The sequence below is a fragment of the Psychromonas sp. genome (assembly GCF_047632995.1).
In the GTDB taxonomy this organism is placed as follows: domain Bacteria; phylum Pseudomonadota; class Gammaproteobacteria; order Enterobacterales; family Psychromonadaceae; genus Psychromonas.
Genome location: NZ_JBLIEK010000074.1, coordinates 1 through 19,152, shown reverse-complemented (window position 1 = coordinate 19,152; position 19,152 = coordinate 1). Strand labels below are relative to the sequence as shown.

Genomic DNA, 19,152 nt, shown 5'->3' with positions numbered 1-19,152 from the left:
CCCAACCCCTCATCATTTTATTTGAGAAGTAATCGAAATATTCAACTTGCATCCATTCTCCTTCTGTCTGTAAACCAGAGAGTTTAAGCTTAGGTGGTAATGTTTCAATGATTCTAGATGTTATGCTAGGTGATACTCTAATATTCAGAGGTACTTTTACAAGAAAAAAAGAGTCTAATGGCAAGTCCTTAAGACTATCGGTTAAAACCACAACCATAGCCTCAAGGTTATCAATTTTATTTGTTAAGCGCTGTTCCGATTGGCTTCCTGAGTATTCTGTATAACAAAGAATCATAAGCGTAAGTAATAAGCCCAAATAAAATTCTAGACTCAAGTTGTTATTAGGAGACTCATTTATTTGTAATTGGCACTCATCAATTACTGACTCCCAATCTTGGTCTTCAAAAGAACGAATTAAATCAGCATAATTTTTTCCATAAATGAAACTTGAATCAAACGTTGACAACTTTTCAGCTAGTGAAAATGCAGCATTGCATGCAGAATTTTCACTAAAATAATTAAGCTCTTTTAATGCATTCACTAGAGGACTTTCGAGACCCTGTAAAATTGATTTAGGTAAAATATTTTCAAAGTCACTAGTCATACTGAGTATTGAATCGTTATTAATTTTCTCCAACATTTTCATATATGGTGAATTATCAATCTCAGCCATCACCTTACTGATAGGATCATTATTAATTTCATCCATCACTTTCATATATGGTGGATTTTCAAGCTCGTCCATCATCTTGATTACTGGATCATTGTTAATTTGATCCAATATTTTCATATGCGGTGAATTTTCAATTTGACGCATAACCTTAAATGCTGACGAATTTAATAGCTCATCAAACGGATTATATTTACTCATATATATTCTCTATGCAGGATGCAGATGAAATTTAACAGCTTTATAGAACTTACTGCGGCGCAAAGGGCAGTATCATCTATCTCATTTAAAGTGATCACCACAATATATAATAATTATCACACAATCAATCTGTTCGGCAATACGTTGATTTGAATGGATGCATTAGGAAATTTAGAATACTAGGTTCACCGAACCAATACGGCTACTAAAATTTCCGTACGTTTTTCTTGGCTGCGAAATGACTTTAGCAAAGGAAATCATGGATGATTTCATTAGGCTTGGCTCAGCACATGGATGTGCTGTCCAAGCCGGTGCGTTAAGAAGTTATTGAGCAGGCGAGATAAAAAAACGTCTCGGAACGGCACTCTTTTGCTTACTTTTCTCTTGCTGTTGAGAGAAAAGTAAAGTCGCCGACAGGGCGAAATACCAACAAAGAAAGTTAAACCCGACGCTTCAAGCGCAAGCTAACAAACCAACCAACCAAATCTGCTAGTTTACGCACTCATTAAGATTCTCGATAAAAGATCTCGAGAATGACGGTGGGAGGATTTATCGATGAAAGATATAACATCAGATCGCAAGTGCAAGCTTCAAACCAACCCAATCTGCTAGGTTACGCACTCATTAAGATTCTCGATAAAAGATCTCGAGAATGACGGAGGGGGGGATTTGTCGATGAAAATAACGCCTACCCCACAAACAAAAAAGCGATAACCACTTGCATGATTATCGCTTCTAAAATTTTGTAAAGATTAAAAACTAATCCTCGTAAGCAATCGGATCTGTCACACCATTTTCCGCAAATGCTTCAAGGCGTTCAACGCAACTGCCGCATTCACCGCAGGCTTTTTCCCGGCCGTTATAACAGGTCCATGTTTTGCTGTAATCCAGCCCCATTTTTAGCCCGTCTTTTAAAATACCAATTTTATCGCTATTTAAATAAGGCGAGAAAATTTCAGTTTTGTCATAATTCGCTATTTCAGCCACATCATTCATCTTCTCAACAAATTCAGGACGACAATCGGGATAGATAGCGTGATCGCCAGAATGTGCGCCGTAATAAACTTTTTCAGCTTTGATAGAAACAGCATAACCAATCGCTAAAGAGAGCAAAATCATATTACGATTAGGTACAACGGTTGAGATCATATTCTTTTCTTGATAATGACCCAATGCCACATCAATTGAATTGTCAGTCAGTGACGAACCGCCAATTAATTCATTTATTGCTGAAATATCAATAACTTTGTGATTGACACCGAGTTCTTCACAGACACTGCGCGCCACTTCTATCTCTTTAACATGACGCTGTCCATAATCGAATGTTAATGCGTAAGGTGTTAAACCTTGCTGTAAGGATTTATGCAGGACGGTGTAAGAGTCCATTCCACCTGAATATATAACAACGACTTTTTTACCCATAATACTTGTATTTCCTACTCTATTCACTTATAAGTCTGGCCATATATACCCATGATACCTCAAGATACTTTATCAGGACTCAGCTCGGAGACCAGAATAAGGCACAGCATGAGGGTAATGGTTGCTCCCTTATCGAATGCTGTAACGCAATACTGGTTTTCGAGCCGAGCCCCCGGAGGGCAAGCCAAATTGCACTCATCTGCGTCGTTATAAAATCTCAATGTAGAATAACTATACTTCAATTTTATGCCTAGCATCCAAGTACAATTTGACTTGCTGATTTTGTATCTTGAAGTAACATGGGTATAAACTGTGACCCCTTTCTAAGGAGCATAATACGCCAATGCAACAAAACTATAAAGTAAATGAGCTGTTTCAAACTATCCAAGGCGAAGGTTTTTATACGGGCGCGCCCGCCATTTTTATCCGTCTGCAGGGCTGTGATGTAGGCTGCGCTTGGTGTGATACTAAAAACACGTGGGCTATCGACCCCGATAAACAGAGTCCGTTGCAAAAGCTTTCTGATCATAGCGATCAATCCAGCCACTGGGCAGATGTCAGCGCAGCAGAGATTGCTGATGAAATTAAACGCTTGAATTATAGCGCAAAGCTGGTGGTTATCACCGGCGGAGAGCCGTGCATGGTGGATCTGCGCGAACTGACCTCTCTGCTACATTCTCTTGGCTTTCAAACTCAAATTGAAACCAGTGGGACTTATCCTGTATTAGTGGATGAGAAAAGCTGGGTAACACTTTCGCCTAAAGTCGAGATGCGTGGCGGCAAAGTTATTTTACAAAGCGCGCTTGAACGTGCCAATGAGATCAAGCATCCGGTTGCAAGAGAAAAAGATATTGAGCAGTTAGATCTATTACTGGCGCAGTTAAGCTCGCTGGAGAATAAAATCATCTGTCTGCAGCCTATTTCTCAGAAAGCCTATGCAACGCAGCTATGTAGCCGGGTGTGCATTGAACGCAATTGGCGTTTATCTGTACAGCTGCATAAATATTTGGGCATCGATTGATAGCGGGTATAAACTCCGCTCTTTCTCTTAAAAATAAAATGAAACGACTGCAGTCTGAATCGTTACGATGAATTTAAATCTGAACTGTTTCTGTCTTTTTTTCAGCGGCCTTGCTAGGATCGTTTTTTGCTCTATTTTTTTGCTCTATTTTTTTGCTCTATATAGGTATCACTTTTGACCATTTCCGCTTCTTCTTTAAAAAAACAGCTCTGCAACGTTTTATGCAAAGACAAATTTCGTTTAGCGCGCCGTATTGATGGCGCGTTAAAGCAAAGTACCCCTGAAAAAGTAGAGCTGACGTTAACTAAAATTGCCTGTGATATTCAAGCATCGGCGGATACCTGTAAGCGCCGCTTTGACAATCTGCCGGAGCTTAATTATCCGGATCTGCCGGTCAGCCAGAAAAAAGATGAAATCGCTAAAGCTATTAGTGAAAACCAAGTGGTCATTATTGCCGGTGAAACCGGATCCGGTAAAACCACGCAGATCCCCAAAATTTGTTTAGAGTTGGGCCGTGGTGTCAGTGGCCTGATTGGCCATACTCAGCCAAGGCGATTAGCCGCGCGAACGGTTGCCACGCGTATTGCTGAAGAGTTAAATTCAACGCTCGGTGAAACGGTGGGTTACCGTGTGCGTTTTACCGATAAAGTCAGTGATCAATCTTATATTAAGCTGATGACCGACGGTATTTTATTGGCGGAGATTCAAAGCGATCGTTTTTTAACTAAGTACGATACGATTATTATTGATGAAGCGCATGAGCGCAGTTTAAATATTGATTTCCTGCTCGGCTATCTGAAACGTTTACTGCCGCGCCGCCCTGATCTGAAAGTCATTATCACCTCAGCCACCATAGATCCCGAACGTTTTGCTGCCCATTTTAGCGATGCTAAGGGCCAAAAAGCCCCGATTATTGAAGTCTCAGGTCGAACCTTCCCCGTTGAAACCTTGTATCGTCCTTTAGAAGAGTACGCGGGGGGAGATCAGATTGAGGGCATTTTTAATGCGGTTGATGAACTGCAGCGCCTGGGCCGTGGCGATATTCTGATCTTTATGAATGGTGAGCGTGAAATTCGCGATACCGCAGAAGCGTTAACAAAACGCAACTTGCGCGATACGGAAGTGTTGCCGCTGTTTGCGCGTTTAAGTGTTGCAGAGCAAAACCGTATTTTCCAGTCGCATCGCGGTCTGCGTATTGTCTTGGCAACGAATGTGGCGGAAACATCGTTGACTATTCCGGGCATTAAATATGTTATTGATACCGGAACGGTACGTATCAGCCGCTACAGTTACCGCACCAAAGTACAGCGCCTGCCGATTGAGCCGATTTCGCAAGCCAGTGCGAATCAACGAATGGGACGTTGCGGGCGTGTTAGCGAAGGCGTGTGCATTCGTTTATACGATCAAGAGGATCTGTTATCCCGCCCTGAATTTACCGATCCGGAAATTCTGCGTACTAACCTTTCCTCGGTTATCCTGCAGATGTTGTCGCTCGGCTTGGGTGAACTGAATAAGTTCCCCTTTTTGCAGTCGCCGGAAGATAGAAATATTAAAGATGGTTTATCGCTATTAGAAGAGCTGGGCGCGGTAAATTTAAATGCCAAGGATCCACGTCAAAAACTCACGCCATTAGGTATACAGCTAGCAAAACTGCCGGTTGATCCGCGTTTAGCGCGTATGATTTTAGCGGCGAGTCAGTATGGCTGCGTCCATGAAGTGATGGTGATAAGCGCCGCACTCAGTATTCAAGATCCGCGTGAACGCCCGCTTGATAGACAGCAGGCATCCGATGAAAAGCACCGTCGCTTTTTTGATAAAGACTCAGATTATATGGCCTATGTGAATCTTTGGAATTATCTGAAAGAGCAGCGTAACGAACACTCCAGTAGTAAGTTTCGGAAAATGTGCCAACAAGAGTTTCTTGCTTATATGCGCGTGCGTGAATGGCAGGATATCTACACACAGATCAAGCAGGTGACGGATGAGTTAGGCATCAGAATCAATCAGCAGCCATCTGAGTTTGATTCCATCCATCAGGCTTTATTGGCGGGGCTGTTATCTCATGTTGGTTTTAAAGATAAAGAGGCGGAATATCTCGGCGCGCGCAACAGTAAGTTTTTTATGTTCCCGGGCTCGGGTTTATTTAAAAAACAGCCTAAATGGGTGATGGTTGCCGAATTGGTTGAAACCTCAAAACTGTTTGGACGTGTTGCCGCGCGCATTAAACCTGAATGGGTCGAAGCGCAGGCACAACATTTAATAAAACGCAGTTATAGCGAGCCGCACTGGCAGAAAAAATCAGGCGTGGTCGGGGCGTTTGAGAATCAAACTCTGTATGGTCTGCCGATTGTCGTTAAACGTAACGTCACCTATACGAAGATTGATCCGCCATTATGCCGTGAGCTGTTTATTCGCCATGCGTTAGTTGAAGGGGAATTTATAACCCGCCATCAGTTCTTCCAGGATAACCAGGCGTTATTAAATGATATTGAGGAGCTGGAGCATAAATCGCGCCGCCGCGATATTTTAGTGGATGATGAAACACTGTTTTATTTTTACGATCAGCTGCTCCCTAGTGATGTGGCAAGTAGCAAACAGTTTGACAGCTGGTGGAACCGAGAAAAGAAAAGCAATCCTGAACTGTTAAATTACCGTCGTTCTGACCTGATGGCGCATGGTGCCGATAAAGTGACGGCGAATGCTTACCCCGATTTCTGGCAGCAGGGCCCTTTTAAACTGAAACTTAGTTATGCATTTGAGCCGGGCACAAAACAAGATGGTGTGACGGTCGATTTGCCGCTTGCCTTGCTCAATCAGATACAGAGCAGCGGATTTGACTGGCAGATTCCGGCGCTGCGCGAAGAGCTATTAATTGCGTTGATTAAGACCCTGCCTAAAACGCTGCGCCGTAATTTTGTGCCTGCACCCAATTATGCAGAGGCCGCGATGGCGGCAATGGAGCCATTACAAACTTCCTTACTAGCTGCATTTGAAAAACAGTTATTAAGAATGACCGGGGTAAGAGTGCCTGAAAATAGCTGGGATATTGATGCCTTGCCTGTACATTTAAAAATGAAATTTAATATTATCGACGAGCAGGGTAAGAGTATTGCCTTGGGCAGTGATTTGAGTCTGCTGCAACAGCAATTAAAAGGAGAGGTGAAGCAGACACTTGCAAAAGTATCTAAGCCGGGGATAGAAAAAACCGGTTTAGTGGCGTGGGATTTTGGTAAATTGCCGACATCATTTAGTAAAAATCATGGCGGTTATGAAGTCAAAGCCTTCCCTGCACTGGTGGATAAAAATAAAAGTGTGGCGATTGAGCTGTTTGACAGTGAAGATAAAGCGGCCCGTATTAATCAGGCGGGGCTGCGCCGTTTGCTTTTATTAAACGTACCTTCTCCTATTAAATATCTGCAGCAAAGCCTGCCTAATAAAGCCAAGTTAGGGCTCTATTTTACCCCTTTCGGGCAGGTTAAAGAGTTGATTGATGATTGTATCGCCTGCGCGGTTGATGCGATTGTAGGCGGACAAAAACTGGCGCAAAATGAAACTGAATTTGAGCAGCAAAAAGAGCTGGTACGCGCTCAGCTGGCCGAGCGAACCTTAATTATCACGCAATTGGTCGAGCAGGTGTTAACCCTTGCTCACTCTGTTAATAAGAAGCTCAAGGGTAAAGTTGATTTAACTATGTTAGTGGCACAGGGTGATATTAAATCACAGCTGCAGCGTCTTATTTTTCCCGGTTTCGCTTGCCAAGTGGGTGAACAGAGACTGCCGGATCTGAAACGTTATTTAAGCGCACTTGAAAAACGGTTAGAGAAGTTACCTGTTAATCCGAATCAAGACAGGCTGCACACTATTGCCTTGAATGAACTTGAAAGTCGCTATGTCGCTTTATGTAACACATTAATGAGCAATGAAAAAGACAACCCTGAGTTAGCTGAGATCTATTGGATGTTAGAAGAGTTACGCGTATCACTCTTTGCCCAGCAACTCGGTACCGCTTATCCTATTTCAGAGAAACGTATTAAATTGAAACTGGCGGAATTAAAAGGTTAGTTAAATATATCCAAACTATCTGAATCTGTATCTTCAGGTCGTTTGGGTATTCTATTACGCTTTTATTTCATGGAGTTCATTTTTGAGTTCATTATAGCGTTTCGCATGCTCGTCTGGTAAGCGGGTATTACTTAAGAGTTTAAAGTTTGCCTGGCAGTTGCTTAGCAGCGATTTTTTTTCATCACTGGGGGCTTCCTTTAGTAATTGAATATAAACCTGAATACTGTTGAGTAATGCCCCGGAATTGAGCGCTTCGAGTTTTAATGCTTGGTTAAAATGGTCAAGCGCATCTGCATAGGATTTTTTGTCGAACGCTTCAATGCCCAGTTTATTCTGCGCTTTAAAAGTCTCAATGCGTGATTCAAGTGTGGCTCCGGTGCGTTTTTTTATTGAAGCCTGCGTTGTTGGATCAATAATGTCGCGTTGCTTTAACTCCTTTAAATAGGGGGCTGCATAATCAAACTCGCCAATATCTAATAATGAAAAAAGGCTTTCGCACAAGAGTGTATTGTCAAACTCAGCAATGGGAGTTTCATTATTTTTCAAGGTGTTTAAAATTTTTCGTTTTGCTCTCAACTGCTCATTAGTCGCAATAAATATTTTTGCCTGGCAAATTTCATCAAAGCTATTAAAGTCAAAATTCTTATTTCGCCCCTCTTCAAAACGACTTTGGTAGAGTGCCGAGTTAACTTGTTTTAAAATTGCCTTACGCTCATCCATATCATCCTGATCCTGAGCATAATCAATAATAGAGCGAATGTAATTGGCGAGATGACACGGGTCGGGGTAAAACGAATTGCGACTGAGTTGTAAAACTGCGGCATAGCTATTAACCATTATTTGATGTTCATTCATTTCATTGGCCAGCAATGCCACCTCCTGATGGCGATCAATGCTGTGGTGGGTCATGCTGGCCGCATGGCTGAGAATATTTAATGCTTTGTTAAGTTTGCCACTCGCTTTATAGGCACGTGCTAACCATTGGTATGCTTCCATCTGCAAAGGGGCGGTATCAACAACTGTTTTTAAAACTTCAATCGCTTCAGGGCATTTATTCTGTAGGTAGTAGGTCTTACCTAAACTGATACTCGCTCTTATTAAAGGACGTTGTTCAACCAGCGCAGTTAATATCTCCTCAGCAGCCTCGTACTGTTTTGTTTGGATAAAAATATCCGCTAATAGATTTTTACATAGCGTACTAAATTTAGGCTCGGAAGTTATTTTTTCTTTACAGAGAGTGATTGCTTGCGGGTAATCTTTTTCTTGTAAAGCATCAAAAATATCGGCTAATACCCTTTTCTTTTGTGCCGCTTTGCAGAGACGATTAAACAGTTGTGTCTGCGAAAAAGGCTTCATTAAATAATCATCGGGTGATTTTTCAATGGCAGTGAGCACCATGCTTTTATTATTATCACCTGTGATAATAAAACAGATAGAGGTGTTGGCAATGAGATGATTATTACGCAGGTAATCTATTAGTTGCGCACCGTTTTTTCCTGAACCGAGGTTGTAGTCAACGAGGTAAATATCAAATTTTTTGTGCTGAGCCAGCTTAACCGCGCTTTCCGCACTATCGGAAAAAGTGATGTCTTTGGCTCCCTGATTGGTGAGCATGGTTCTTAGCATTACATGAAATGCTTTTTGATCATCAACAATTAGAATGCTTTTATTTTCGTAGCTAAACATCGTTATATTAGTGACTCTAATGAGTGGAGATTATTTAAGAGTGTAGATGAAGCTGGCAGTTAATAAAACAGTAAAGATATCTAAGATGAGAGGTTCAGTAGGATTTAAATATTAAAATCAGGATAGTTGAAATCAGTACGCTGGAAGTTTAATGAAATGGTGGAGGGAGGTGGATTCGAACCACCGAAGCTTACGCGGCAGATTTACAATCTGCTCCCTTTGGCCACTCGGGAACCCCTCCTTCATTTCGCGGTGAATAGTATCAGATTTTTTACACTTGTGAAGAGAAAAAAGAAAAAAACATTAAATAAAATCAGTTTGTTGCCGACAACTAAGGTTATGTATAGCAAATATCTGAAATTGTATAAATATGAAACAAATTGAATCCGGATTATTAATTAACGAGTGGCAATTAGGACAACAGTTAAATACTGCTGTACATAAAGGCACGCGTGAGAAATTTAATCTGCTACTTAGTTTGTTATCAGATGATGCCAGAGATTTTGCCCAATTTGCTTTGCCGCCGGAGAGAAACGAGTCATTAGCGCAAGCTGAACTGCGCGCATCTCTGTTTTTAGCCGATCCTCAGCCTTTGGTAAATAAAGGTATTTCGGAACGACAAGCGGCAAGTTTAAATAGTGATCTGCACAAGAAAGATTTAACCAGTATCCGTTTAAAGCAGCTATTAAGTAATGAAGCATTATTATCTCGCAATGAGAGCGTCGATATCCCGAGCGAAATAATAGAGAACTTACCCCTCTGGTCACAAAATCGTTTAACTGCTGAGCAAGGGATGGAGCAGCCTATAACCTCGCTTAAGCCGGAGTTTGCAGAAGGGGTGGGCACCGAGCTTATGGGCTTATATCAAAGCTTGGATTTAGATAACAAGCCAATTAAAGTAACTTATATGTAGTCTCAGTTTTAGCGCTGGCGCTAATAAAAAAGCTGAACCTTGCGATTCAGCCTTTTTTATTTATCTCCCCCAATCACTAGGGGATGCAGAACTGCATTTTAAAGTAATTTGGGTACGTCTCTCTCTTTATTTAGCTTGTTCTTCAATCAGTTGGAAAACACGGTTTACCTGCTTCACACCCTCTATCTTGCGCGTAATATTGGTGGCATCATTTGCCATCTTTTCGCTGACCATGCCAATTAAAAAAACTTCGCCATTTTCGCTGATCACTTTGATTTTGAATGGATTCACTTCATCATGGCTGGTTAATTGACTTTTTACTTTGGTGGTTATCCAGCTGTCTTTGCTTTGTTGCGCGAAACCTATCGGTTTGGATATCCGTAACTGGTTATAAATTCCTTTTGCTTGCTTGAGCGTATTTAACTTTTGTTCAATTTTATCTTTAGTTTCCTGATCGTTCACTTGCCCGACAACTAACAGATAACCACTGTTGCTGACTAAATTAATACGTATATCTTCATTGCTGATATTCAATTCATTGATTTTATCTAAAGCCGCAATTGACAGTGAGCTGTCATCTACCTGTTGTGTAAGTGAACGTTCATCACTGCTAACTGCAACAGCGGTCCCCGCCACAACAATTAAACCGCCTGCACACCCCTGAAGAAGTGAAAAAATAGAGATAAAAAATAGTGTAGAAATAAATTTTTTCATAAATACCCTTTAATGTTGTGGGAAAAGTTGTTGATCAATTAGATCACTTAAACAATTAATGACCAGTAAATGGATCTCTTCAATACGCGAGCCTCTATCACTTGGGGCGCGGATTTCGATATCATCAGAGCCCAATAATCCCGCTAATTCACCGCCATCAACGCCGTTTAAGGAAACAATTTGAATTGATTTACTCAGTGCCGTTTCCACCGCTTTAATCATATTGCGGCTGTTACCACCATGACTGATCGCTAGCAATACATCACCGCTTTGTGCCAGCGCAGAAATTTGTTTGGCATAAATTTCATCAAAGTTGCTATCGCTTGCAATGGCAGAAACTAATGCTGAATCAGCTGTGATTGCAATTGCAGGCAGTGAAGGGCGCTCTTTTTCATATTTATTAAGCAGATGGGAGGAAAATATTTGTGCCAGTGCAGCCGCGCCACCATTGCCGCAAATGAGGATTTTATTTCCTCGAATTAAGGCTTCGGAGAGTGCGATGGCTGCTTTTTCAATAAACTCAGGCAGGGCTTCAGCCGCGACTATTTTTGTTTGAATACTTTCGGCAAAATGTGCTTGAATTTTAGCGTTTATCATTATATATGTTCATCTTATTCTAAAAAAGCGTTTTGAATCCATTCGGGGATTTTACATTGTTGATCAATGGCTATGGCATCAAAACGACAATAGGGTTCATTTTCAAATTGTGCTAAATAATGTTTTGCCGTTTTTATTATTTTACCTTGTTTTCGTTTTGTGATGGAAGCTAATGCGCCACCAAAATCACTGTTTTTTCGGTAGCGCACTTCAATAAAAACCAAGGTATCTTGATCTAACATAATCAAGTCTATTTCACCAAAGCGGCAATAATAATTCTGGCAAATCAAAGAGAGCCCCTGTTGTTGTAAATAAACAAGGGCTTGTTTCTCGGATTTTACACCTTGTGAGTTACTCGGCTGAAATAGGCGCGGCAACTTCAATGAGTTTTCCTTGCTGATATTTGGCCCAACTTAGCTTAGCCTGAACGGTATTCGTTTGATCCAGAGACAGTTGTCCAACTAGACCTTTATAAGTATACCCCTCTGCGTTTTGTAGTTGCATCAGTTGTTCAATAAGCTGATAACTATCAAAACCAAGTGCAAATAAACGTAATGTTGCCAATGATTGCTTACCCCATGCCTGTTCAACCTGTTTAAAATCTTTATTATCAGTGTCTAACAGAAAGGGACTATCAGAAAAAACCAGATTAGAAAGCTCACTGTTTTGTTTCTCATTCCAGTCTAAAAGATGGCTGCGTGAGCTGGCGTAAAGCGGCATCGTTGTAGCGAAGCGGCTAACTGAAACGTCAATAAAGGGCTTGAGTAGAATCAGTTCATCACGTTTGCTGACGATATATATCGCATCGATATCTCGACGGCTGCGGATTTCTGCCTCTAAAGGCAGGTAGGTAATTGCCTTCATCTGTGCAATACGGCTTTTACTTTTTTCCGTTTGCAGTAGGCCGTCGATAAAACCATCTAATTGCGCTTTATTTTTGAAAAAATGGGACTCTGTTTGAGTGTTTTTCAAGCGTCGCCATTCATCACTAAATGCCTCTGCTACGCGTTGTCCGTAAGCAGAGTAGGGAGCTATCACGAGCGGTTTTTTGTGCTGCTGCGCAATTAATTGTGCGGCTTGTTTTGCTTCATTTTCTGGAGAAAGCGGAAAAGCGTAATGCCAGGCGATCGGTTTTTTGACTGTTTCAAAGGCTTGCTGCTCAGTGAAATTATTAAGCGCCAAAACTGGTATATCTTCAACTAAAGGTAAAAACTTATCAATCTCCTCTTTTATTAACGGGCCAATAATAAAGTCTATATTGTTTATTTTAAATTGAGCCGTTATCTGTTCAGTTGTTTGTTTTTGCGTATCGTAAAAATGTAATTTAGGCGCGCCTAAAAGCGCGGGTTCGTCAGCCGCTTTACTCGCTTGGCGCTGGCTGTAGAACGCATGTAACAGGCCATATTGAACTGCTTCTGCCTGTTGTTGAAAACGTCCGGAGAAAGGCAATAAAACAGCTATATTTTGCGGTTGATAAGGGCTCGATTCAGGGATATTAGTTAACGCCGTCGGCATAAATGCTAAAACGGGATGTGTCGGATAACGGACTTTCCAGTTTTCCACTTCGCGAATCAATTGATTTGAGCGTAACTGGTAGCGTTTGTAGAGGCTGGCCAATGCATACCAGCCTTCTTTAAATGGGTCGCTTTCTGGCGGCGTTGTTGCTATAGGCGCTGTTTCATCAAGCTCACTCGCCTCTGCTGCCTGCTCCGCAAGTGTGGATGCGACCTGATACTGATTTAAAACGTCAAAGGGTAGTAGCGATAATTGCGTCAAAAGAAGATCGTTGTACTGCTGTCTATCTTCATCTGTTTTCAGTAGTGGTGCTAAGGAAAGCAAGCTATCTGAAGCCGCTAAATGATCCTCATTGCGTATCTGCAGTTGTGTCTGCAGTTTTAGCGAGTAGATAAAACCAAGTTCAGAAAGTTTTTTCTTATCTATTGCATCGAGCTGCTGTTGCGCTTTATCTAATCTATTTTGTGCAGTGAGACTGTCGGCAATGAGCAAACTTAATGATGCCTGCTCCGTCGCAGACAGCGGCTTGCTTTGCATATACTCGATAATAGAATCTGCCAAGATAAATCTTTTCTCAGCAATCAATGCTTGCAGCGCCACAAATTGCCATGCCGAATTTTCCTGTTTACCTGTTAGCTCATCTTTTTTAAGATAAAATGCTGAGTTCTGAGTTAATTTAGAAAAGAGTGCTGGCGGGGTGTCATCAGGTGACGATGGAGTAGTACTACAAGCCGATAAAATCGCTAATGTTAATATCATGATTAAGCAATGAGAAAATCCCTTAGTCGAGTTTAAAAATTTCAAAATATTATCCTTTAATGCGCAAGCAAATTTTCGAAGTAGGTATCGAGAAAGCTATAGTGTAATATTGCTGCCTCAGTTAAACAATCTTATTCACTTATCTATTATTTATTAGGGCGATAAAATGTCTGAAAATGGCCAAATCCCATCTCTACTTCCCGCAAAACTTTATATTGTTGCCACCCCAATTGGAAATATGAGTGATATCACTTACCGCGCTATCGAAATACTGCAGCAAGTTGATTTGGTTGCCGCGGAAGATACTCGCCATAGCGGCAAATTATTAAAGTATTATCAAATTAAAAAACCTATGTTTCCACTGCACGATCATAATGAACGAGAACGCGGGAAAGTACTAATAGAAAAAATACAATCAGGGCAATCAGTTGCCTTGATTTCGGATGCGGGAACGCCATTAATCAGCGATCCGGGTTATCATTTGGTTAACGAATGCCGAGAAGCAGGGGTTGATATTGTGCCTATTCCCGGCCCATCGGCTGTTATCACTGCCTTAAGCGCTGCAGGGTTGCCAACCGACCGCTTTTCATTTGAAGGTTTTTTACCCGCGAAGGAAAAAGGCAAGCAGGATAAATTAAAGGCGTTGATTGAAGAGACGCGCACTATGGTTTTTTATGAATCACCGCGCCGAGTAACAGATACAGTAGCGCAAATTGTTAATATATTTGGCGCCGATCGTAAAATAGTGATTGCGCGTGAATTAACCAAAACATTCGAGTCTTTTTATGCATTGCCGGCCAGTGAAATGGTTGACTGGTTAAATCAAGATACAAATCATTGTCGCGGTGAATTTGTGCTTATGGTCGCTGGCGCGCAAAAAGATGAAGAGAGTATTCCGCAAGTGGCGTTAAACACCTTGGCGTTATTAAAAGAGCAATTACCGCTTAAAAAAGCAGCCGCGTTAACCGCGCAAATTCATGATCAAAAGAAAAATGAACTGTACAAATGGGGATTAGATAATTTGTAATTTGTTCGGATTGATTTTTTTCACTCTATCATAAGTGTCGTCAATATCCATTTTCAAAAGAAAAATGACCTGATAAATGAGATTAAAAAATTGCTAGCTTTTAATACTTGTGTTTTTAACTCTCAATCCCGTATAATCTGCCGCGGAGTTGGCTAGATCGTCGCCGCTTTTATCTTTCGGGATAAGAGGGGAGGAAAGTCCGGGCTTCAACGGGCAGGGTGCCAGGTAACGCCTGGGTAGCGCGAGCTAACGACAAGTGCAGCAGAGAGGAGACCGCCTAAGTTTGCTATTTACTTTATTGTAGGTTTCAAACCGGTAAGGGTGAAAGGGTGCGGTAAGAGCGCACCGGCTAGCGGGTAATCGTTAGTGCAAGGTAAACTCCACCCGAAGCAAGACCAAATAGGCTTCCTGAGGTATGGCCCATACTGGAAGCGGGTAGGTTGCTGGAGCCTGTGAGCGATTGCAGGCCTAGACGAATGACGATTCACGACAGAACCCGGCTTATCGGCCAACTCCAACCATTTTAAAAACCGCTATCTAAGCAATTAGGTAGCGGTTTTTTCATTTCAAGGGCTGTAAACTTGCGAGCGATTGCAGGGTTATTTCAGAATTACGCGAATGACGATTATTGATAGAGCCCAGTTTATCGGCCAACTCCAACCATTTTAAAAACCGCTATCTAAGCAATTAGGTAGCGGTTTTTTCATTTCTAAGGTACAAACTTGCGAGCGATTGCAGGGTTATTCCAGAGTTACGCGAATAACAATTATTGATAGAGCCCAACGCTACAATAATTAAAGCTTGTTATATCTCAATCTATTGCCTTGTTTTAATTATACACCACACATGATCCGCTTAACTGTTATACGGTGAGTAAGATGGTAGTAGATTTTTATGCTCTCAGGTTAATAGGTTAAGCATTTATCTGCTGCTTCACAGAAGCTCAAAGGTAACAGTCATGAATTAATTGGATCACTATCATTACAAATGGAGAGGTGATAGAGATCTAAATATTGGTAGTGCAAAGGTTTTTTTTACCATTTAATGACGTTATATTCCCGCATAAAAGGTACATTACAAGAAAGCGCTTTCTTAATGTGTTCCCTTAAAAAGCACATCATAGATAAAATTGATCAGAAGCTGTTACAGATAGGATATATAGATGAATAAATGGCAAAGAATAAATTATCAACCGAATAACCCATTAGGCTTGGATGGCACTAAGGTTACTGCTTGCTCTGCACATAGAGTTTTGTCCAAAAATGCAGCAAAAGAAGGCATGGTTTTAGTCAAAAATAGAGAAAACATTCTTCCTCTGCAAAAAGGTTGTCGTGTAGCCCTTTTTGGTAAAGCCAGCTTCGATTATGTCAAAGGTGGAGGCGGTAGTGGGGATGTAACTGTTTCTTATACAACTAATATTTATGATGGTATAAAAAAACTCCCAGAGTGGATATCTGCCTATGAAGAGTTATCTGACTTTTATAGAGCGCATGTTAATAAAGGTTATCAAGAAGACAGAGAGCCTGGTTTAGTGACTGAGCCTAAGTTACCAGAAGATCTCGTAAAAAAAGCGCGGATAAATACGGATACAGCAATTATTTCTATCTGCCGTTACTCCGGAGAAGGGTGGGACAGAAAAAGTTCAAATAGTCAGAGTGAGTCTCTTGCTGAGAATTGGGTTGGTAAAGTTGCTGAACATTCTAATGAGTTATTTGAAAATGGAGACTTCTTTTTAAGTGAAAATGAAAAAGAAATGCTCTCTATGGTAAAAAAGCATTTTAGCAAAGTCGTCGTTGTGATGAATGTGGGGGGGATGGTTGATAGTGAGTGGTTTGCTCATGACCGAGGTATTCAATCTGTATTAATGTCATGGCAGGGTGGAATGGAAGGTGGTCTTGCTACTGCTGAATTACTTTGTGGAATTGGTAATCCTTCAGGAAAGTTAGTTGATACTTTTGCTAAAGATCTTGCTGATTATCCTTCAACTTACAATTTTCATGAATCAAGAGATTATGTTAACTATACAGACGATATCTATGTAGGTTATCGATATTTTGAAACAATCCCTAAAGCAAAAGAGAGAGTTAACTATCCATTCGGATTTGGACTTTCATATACTACTTTTGATATTAACCACGTACATACAAATATAATGGAAGCGTCCATCGTTATTCAGGTTCGCGTTACAAATACAGGGGATCATGACGGAAAAGAAGTTATACAAATTTATTCCATGAACCCACAAGGTGAGTTAGGAAAAGCAGCAAAAAGTCTGATTGCATTTAAAAAGAGCAGATTGTTAAAAAGAGGTGAGAGCGAACTTTTAGTCTTGAAATTTTCTATTGCCGATCTCGCGTCTTATGATGATCTTGGAAAAATTCAGAAATCAGCTTATGTACTAGAAAAAGGTCAGTATAAGTTTTTCATGGGGAATTCTGTTAAAGATGGGGTTGTTTTAGATGACACTTATGATGTTAAAGAAAACCGTGTGGTAAAACAGTTAACAGAGAAGTTAGCTCCTACTTTATTAAAAGAACGTTTATTACCTAGTGGTGATTTTGAGACGCTGCCTAGCAAGGACGTTCGCCAAAGTGTTAATTGTGATATGGGTGAGCCGGACTTACTTATGCCGCAAGTACGATTTGTAGAAAGTTATGATCTCAGGCATTTACAAAATGTAATGACGTTAGAAAATGTACACAAAGGAGACATCACTTTAGAAGAGTTTATGAAGCTGTTAAGTGCTGATGATATTATTCATATGCTTGGAGGCCAGCCAAATACTGGTGTTGGTAATACACACGGCTGGGGAAATTTACCACAATTTGGTGTACCAAATGCACAAACTGCGGATGGACCTGCAGGTTTAAGAATCAATGCTGAATGTGGGGTTTGTACAACAGCATGGCCATGTACAACACTTCTCGCGTCGACATGGGATGAAGATATTCTTTTTAGCATCGGTGAAGCAGGGGCAAAAGAAGTTAAAGAGAATAACCTTGCTATTTGGTTAACTCCCGCTGTAAATATCCATAGAAGTCCACTATGTGGACGAAACTTTGAGTATTATTCAGAAGATCCTTTAATTACCGGAAAATTAGCGGCTGCTATGGTGAGGGGGATTCAATCTGTTGGAATCGCTGCAACAGTAAAACATTTTGCTTTTAATAATAAAGAGACCAATAGAAAGAATAGTGATTCAAGAGTTTCGGAAAGAGCGGCAAGAGAGATATACCTAAAAGGATTTGAAATTACAGTTAAAGAGTCAAATCCATACTCTCTGATGTCTGCATATAATCTCGTTAATGGTCAACGAACTTCTGAATGCAAGGAGTTATTAGAGGATATTTTAAGGGATGAGTGGGGATTTGATGGTGTCGTAACAACTGATTGGTGGGCTAACTCTGAACATTATAAAGAAATTTTAGCGGGTAACGATATAAAAATGGCACGTGGTGATGCTGAAAATATAAAAGACGCACTAGAGAATGGATTAATTACTAAAGCAGATCTAGAAAGGTCAGCGCGGAGAGTATTGGAATTACTACTTAAATTAGATTAGGCACAGAAGGCGTTCAAAATTCTGTGTCGGGGGTATTTATTAAATAACCAGTATGCTATCTAAACGCCCTTCAAAATGAATTGTTAATTGATAGCTGGACAATGCCAGTTATCAATTGGCATTGCCTTGTTATCAGACGCACGTTCAACTTGACTGTACAGTTATTCTAGAATTACGCGAATGACGATTATTGATAGAGCCCGGCTCATCGGCCAACTCCACCAATTTAAGACCCCGTTACTAGCAATGGTAACGGGGTTTTTCGGTTTTAGGACGCTGAGAATATAAGTGATTGCAGGGCTATTCTAGGATTAAACAAATGACAGCCCAATATCTAAGTAATCGCCAAGAGATGTCGGCATTAACTAATCAAGATCTGGCAGATATTGCGGCTTTTTATACAAGCATGAAAGAACAAAAATAATATAATATAGTTGGCGTGATCGCCATTATTATCACCTCAAATGACTGATACTTCTGCTTTCAGTACGCCTACTTATCGCTATTAATGACAGTGATATTGACTTTGCTTTGAGTTAACCTAATGGCGAGTTTTTATTTTTGGTAAATGATTACCTAATAACAGTGAGTTTTATAATTTATGCAAACATTACTTTTTATTTTAAATGATGGTCCTTATGGATCAGAGAAAACCTTTAATGCACTGCGCTTAGCATTAAATATTAAAGAGCAGTATGAGGAGCGCGTGGCGATTAAGCTCTTCTTGATGTCCGATGCGGTGACTGCTGCACTGGTCAATCAGCGACCATCAGAAGGTTATAATATTGAGCAGATGCTAGATATATTACTGGCACAGGGCGCTCAACTAAAGCTATGTAAAACCTGCACAGATGCACGTGGCGTTACAGAGCAGACATTGATTGATGGTGCGCAGATTAGCACCTTAATTGAGTTGTCTCAGTGGACATTAGAAGCGGACAAAGTACTGACATTTTGACGCTATGGGGTGATTTTTTTATGTTAAATTAAAATGAAGGCCCTA

General features: G+C 40.8%; 13 protein-coding genes, 1 tRNA gene and 1 other RNA gene. 7 read left to right on the top strand and 8 right to left on the bottom strand.

Features of this window, described 5'->3' with window-relative positions; genetic code table 11:
* Both ACJAT7_RS12550 and queC read right to left on the bottom strand, forming a co-directional pair.
* The coding region (locus ACJAT7_RS12550) for a hypothetical protein (RefSeq protein WP_415227146.1) at positions 1 to 871 on the bottom strand (871 nt) is incomplete at its 3' end.
* Between the two features lie 759 nt (positions 872 to 1,630).
* Positions 1,631 to 2,293: a 7-cyano-7-deazaguanine synthase QueC gene (gene queC / locus ACJAT7_RS12545; RefSeq protein ID WP_415227145.1), complete on the bottom strand. Its 663-nt coding sequence runs from the start codon at positions 2,291 to 2,293 to the stop codon at positions 1,631 to 1,633.
* A 343-nt stretch (positions 2,294 to 2,636) separates the two neighbouring features.
* On the opposite strand from queC, the gene queE reads away from it, so the two are divergent.
* Together queE and hrpA are read left to right on the top strand one after the other, a co-directional pair.
* Positions 2,637 to 3,314 carry a 7-carboxy-7-deazaguanine synthase QueE gene (gene queE, locus ACJAT7_RS12540; protein ID WP_415227144.1) on the top strand — a complete coding sequence of 226 codons (678 nt, stop codon included), beginning with the start codon at positions 2,637 to 2,639 and terminating at the stop codon, positions 3,312 to 3,314.
* 174 nt (positions 3,315 to 3,488) lie between these two features.
* Positions 3,489 to 7,376 carry an ATP-dependent RNA helicase HrpA gene (hrpA, locus tag ACJAT7_RS12535; protein ID WP_415227143.1) on the top strand — a complete coding sequence of 1,296 codons (3,888 nt, stop codon included), beginning with the start codon at positions 3,489 to 3,491 and terminating at the stop codon, positions 7,374 to 7,376.
* A gap of 54 nt (positions 7,377 to 7,430) precedes the next feature.
* On the opposite strand, the gene ACJAT7_RS12530 is transcribed toward hrpA, so the two are convergent.
* Together ACJAT7_RS12530 and ACJAT7_RS12525 are read right to left on the bottom strand one after the other, a co-directional pair.
* Complete coding sequence (locus ACJAT7_RS12530) at positions 7,431 to 9,062, bottom strand: response regulator (protein WP_415227142.1); 1,632 nt, start codon at positions 9,060 to 9,062, stop codon at positions 7,431 to 7,433.
* 157 nt (positions 9,063 to 9,219) lie between these two features.
* Positions 9,220 to 9,303, bottom strand: a tRNA-Tyr gene (locus ACJAT7_RS12525).
* Between the two features lie 129 nt (positions 9,304 to 9,432).
* On the opposite strand from ACJAT7_RS12525, the gene ACJAT7_RS12520 reads away from it, so the two are divergent.
* Positions 9,433 to 9,975 (top strand): VC2046/SO_2500 family protein, encoded by a 543-nt coding sequence (locus tag ACJAT7_RS12520; RefSeq protein WP_415227141.1) that lies wholly within the window; start codon positions 9,433 to 9,435, stop codon positions 9,973 to 9,975.
* Positions 9,976 to 10,101: 126 nt separating this feature from the next.
* Here ACJAT7_RS12520 and ACJAT7_RS12515 read toward each other — a convergent pair whose 3' ends face one another.
* The 4 genes from ACJAT7_RS12515 to ACJAT7_RS12500 are packed head-to-tail and all read right to left on the bottom strand — an operon-like array spanning position 10,102 to position 13,605.
* Entirely contained in the window at positions 10,102 to 10,689 is a 588-nt protein-coding gene (locus ACJAT7_RS12515) for a BON domain-containing protein (protein ID WP_415227140.1), read from the bottom strand.
* A 9-nt stretch (positions 10,690 to 10,698) separates the two neighbouring features.
* A complete protein-coding gene (locus ACJAT7_RS12510; RefSeq protein WP_415227147.1) occupies positions 10,699 to 11,283 on the bottom strand; it encodes an SIS domain-containing protein in 585 nt (194 codons plus the stop codon).
* Between the two features lie 17 nt (positions 11,284 to 11,300).
* Positions 11,301 to 11,669, bottom strand: coding sequence for a YraN family protein (locus tag ACJAT7_RS12505; protein ID WP_415227139.1), 369 nt, complete (start codon positions 11,667 to 11,669; stop codon positions 11,301 to 11,303).
* Positions 11,638 to 13,605 carry a penicillin-binding protein activator gene (locus ACJAT7_RS12500; protein WP_415227138.1) on the bottom strand — a complete coding sequence of 656 codons (1,968 nt, stop codon included), beginning with the start codon at positions 13,603 to 13,605 and terminating at the stop codon, positions 11,638 to 11,640. Before ACJAT7_RS12500 ends, ACJAT7_RS12505 begins: the two co-directional genes overlap by 32 nt.
* Before the next feature lie 121 nt (positions 13,606 to 13,726).
* Here ACJAT7_RS12500 and rsmI point away from each other — a divergent pair, with 121 nt between their 5' ends.
* The 4 genes from rsmI (at position 13,727) to ACJAT7_RS12480 (ending at position 19,107) form a co-directional block, all read left to right on the top strand.
* Positions 13,727 to 14,587 carry a 16S rRNA (cytidine(1402)-2'-O)-methyltransferase gene (gene rsmI / locus ACJAT7_RS12495; RefSeq protein WP_415227137.1) on the top strand — a complete coding sequence of 287 codons (861 nt, stop codon included), beginning with the start codon at positions 13,727 to 13,729 and terminating at the stop codon, positions 14,585 to 14,587.
* A 144-nt stretch (positions 14,588 to 14,731) separates the two neighbouring features.
* Positions 14,732 to 15,107, top strand: an RNA gene (gene rnpB, locus ACJAT7_RS12490) — RNase P RNA component class A.
* Positions 15,108 to 15,749: 642 nt separating this feature from the next.
* Positions 15,750 to 18,149 carry a glycoside hydrolase family 3 C-terminal domain-containing protein gene (locus ACJAT7_RS12485; protein WP_415227136.1) on the top strand — a complete coding sequence of 800 codons (2,400 nt, stop codon included), beginning with the start codon at positions 15,750 to 15,752 and terminating at the stop codon, positions 18,147 to 18,149.
* 601 nt (positions 18,150 to 18,750) lie between these two features.
* Positions 18,751 to 19,107: a DsrE/DsrF/TusD sulfur relay family protein gene (locus tag ACJAT7_RS12480; RefSeq protein ID WP_415227135.1), complete on the top strand. Its 357-nt coding sequence runs from the start codon at positions 18,751 to 18,753 to the stop codon at positions 19,105 to 19,107.
* Positions 19,108 to 19,152 lie beyond the last annotated feature (45 nt).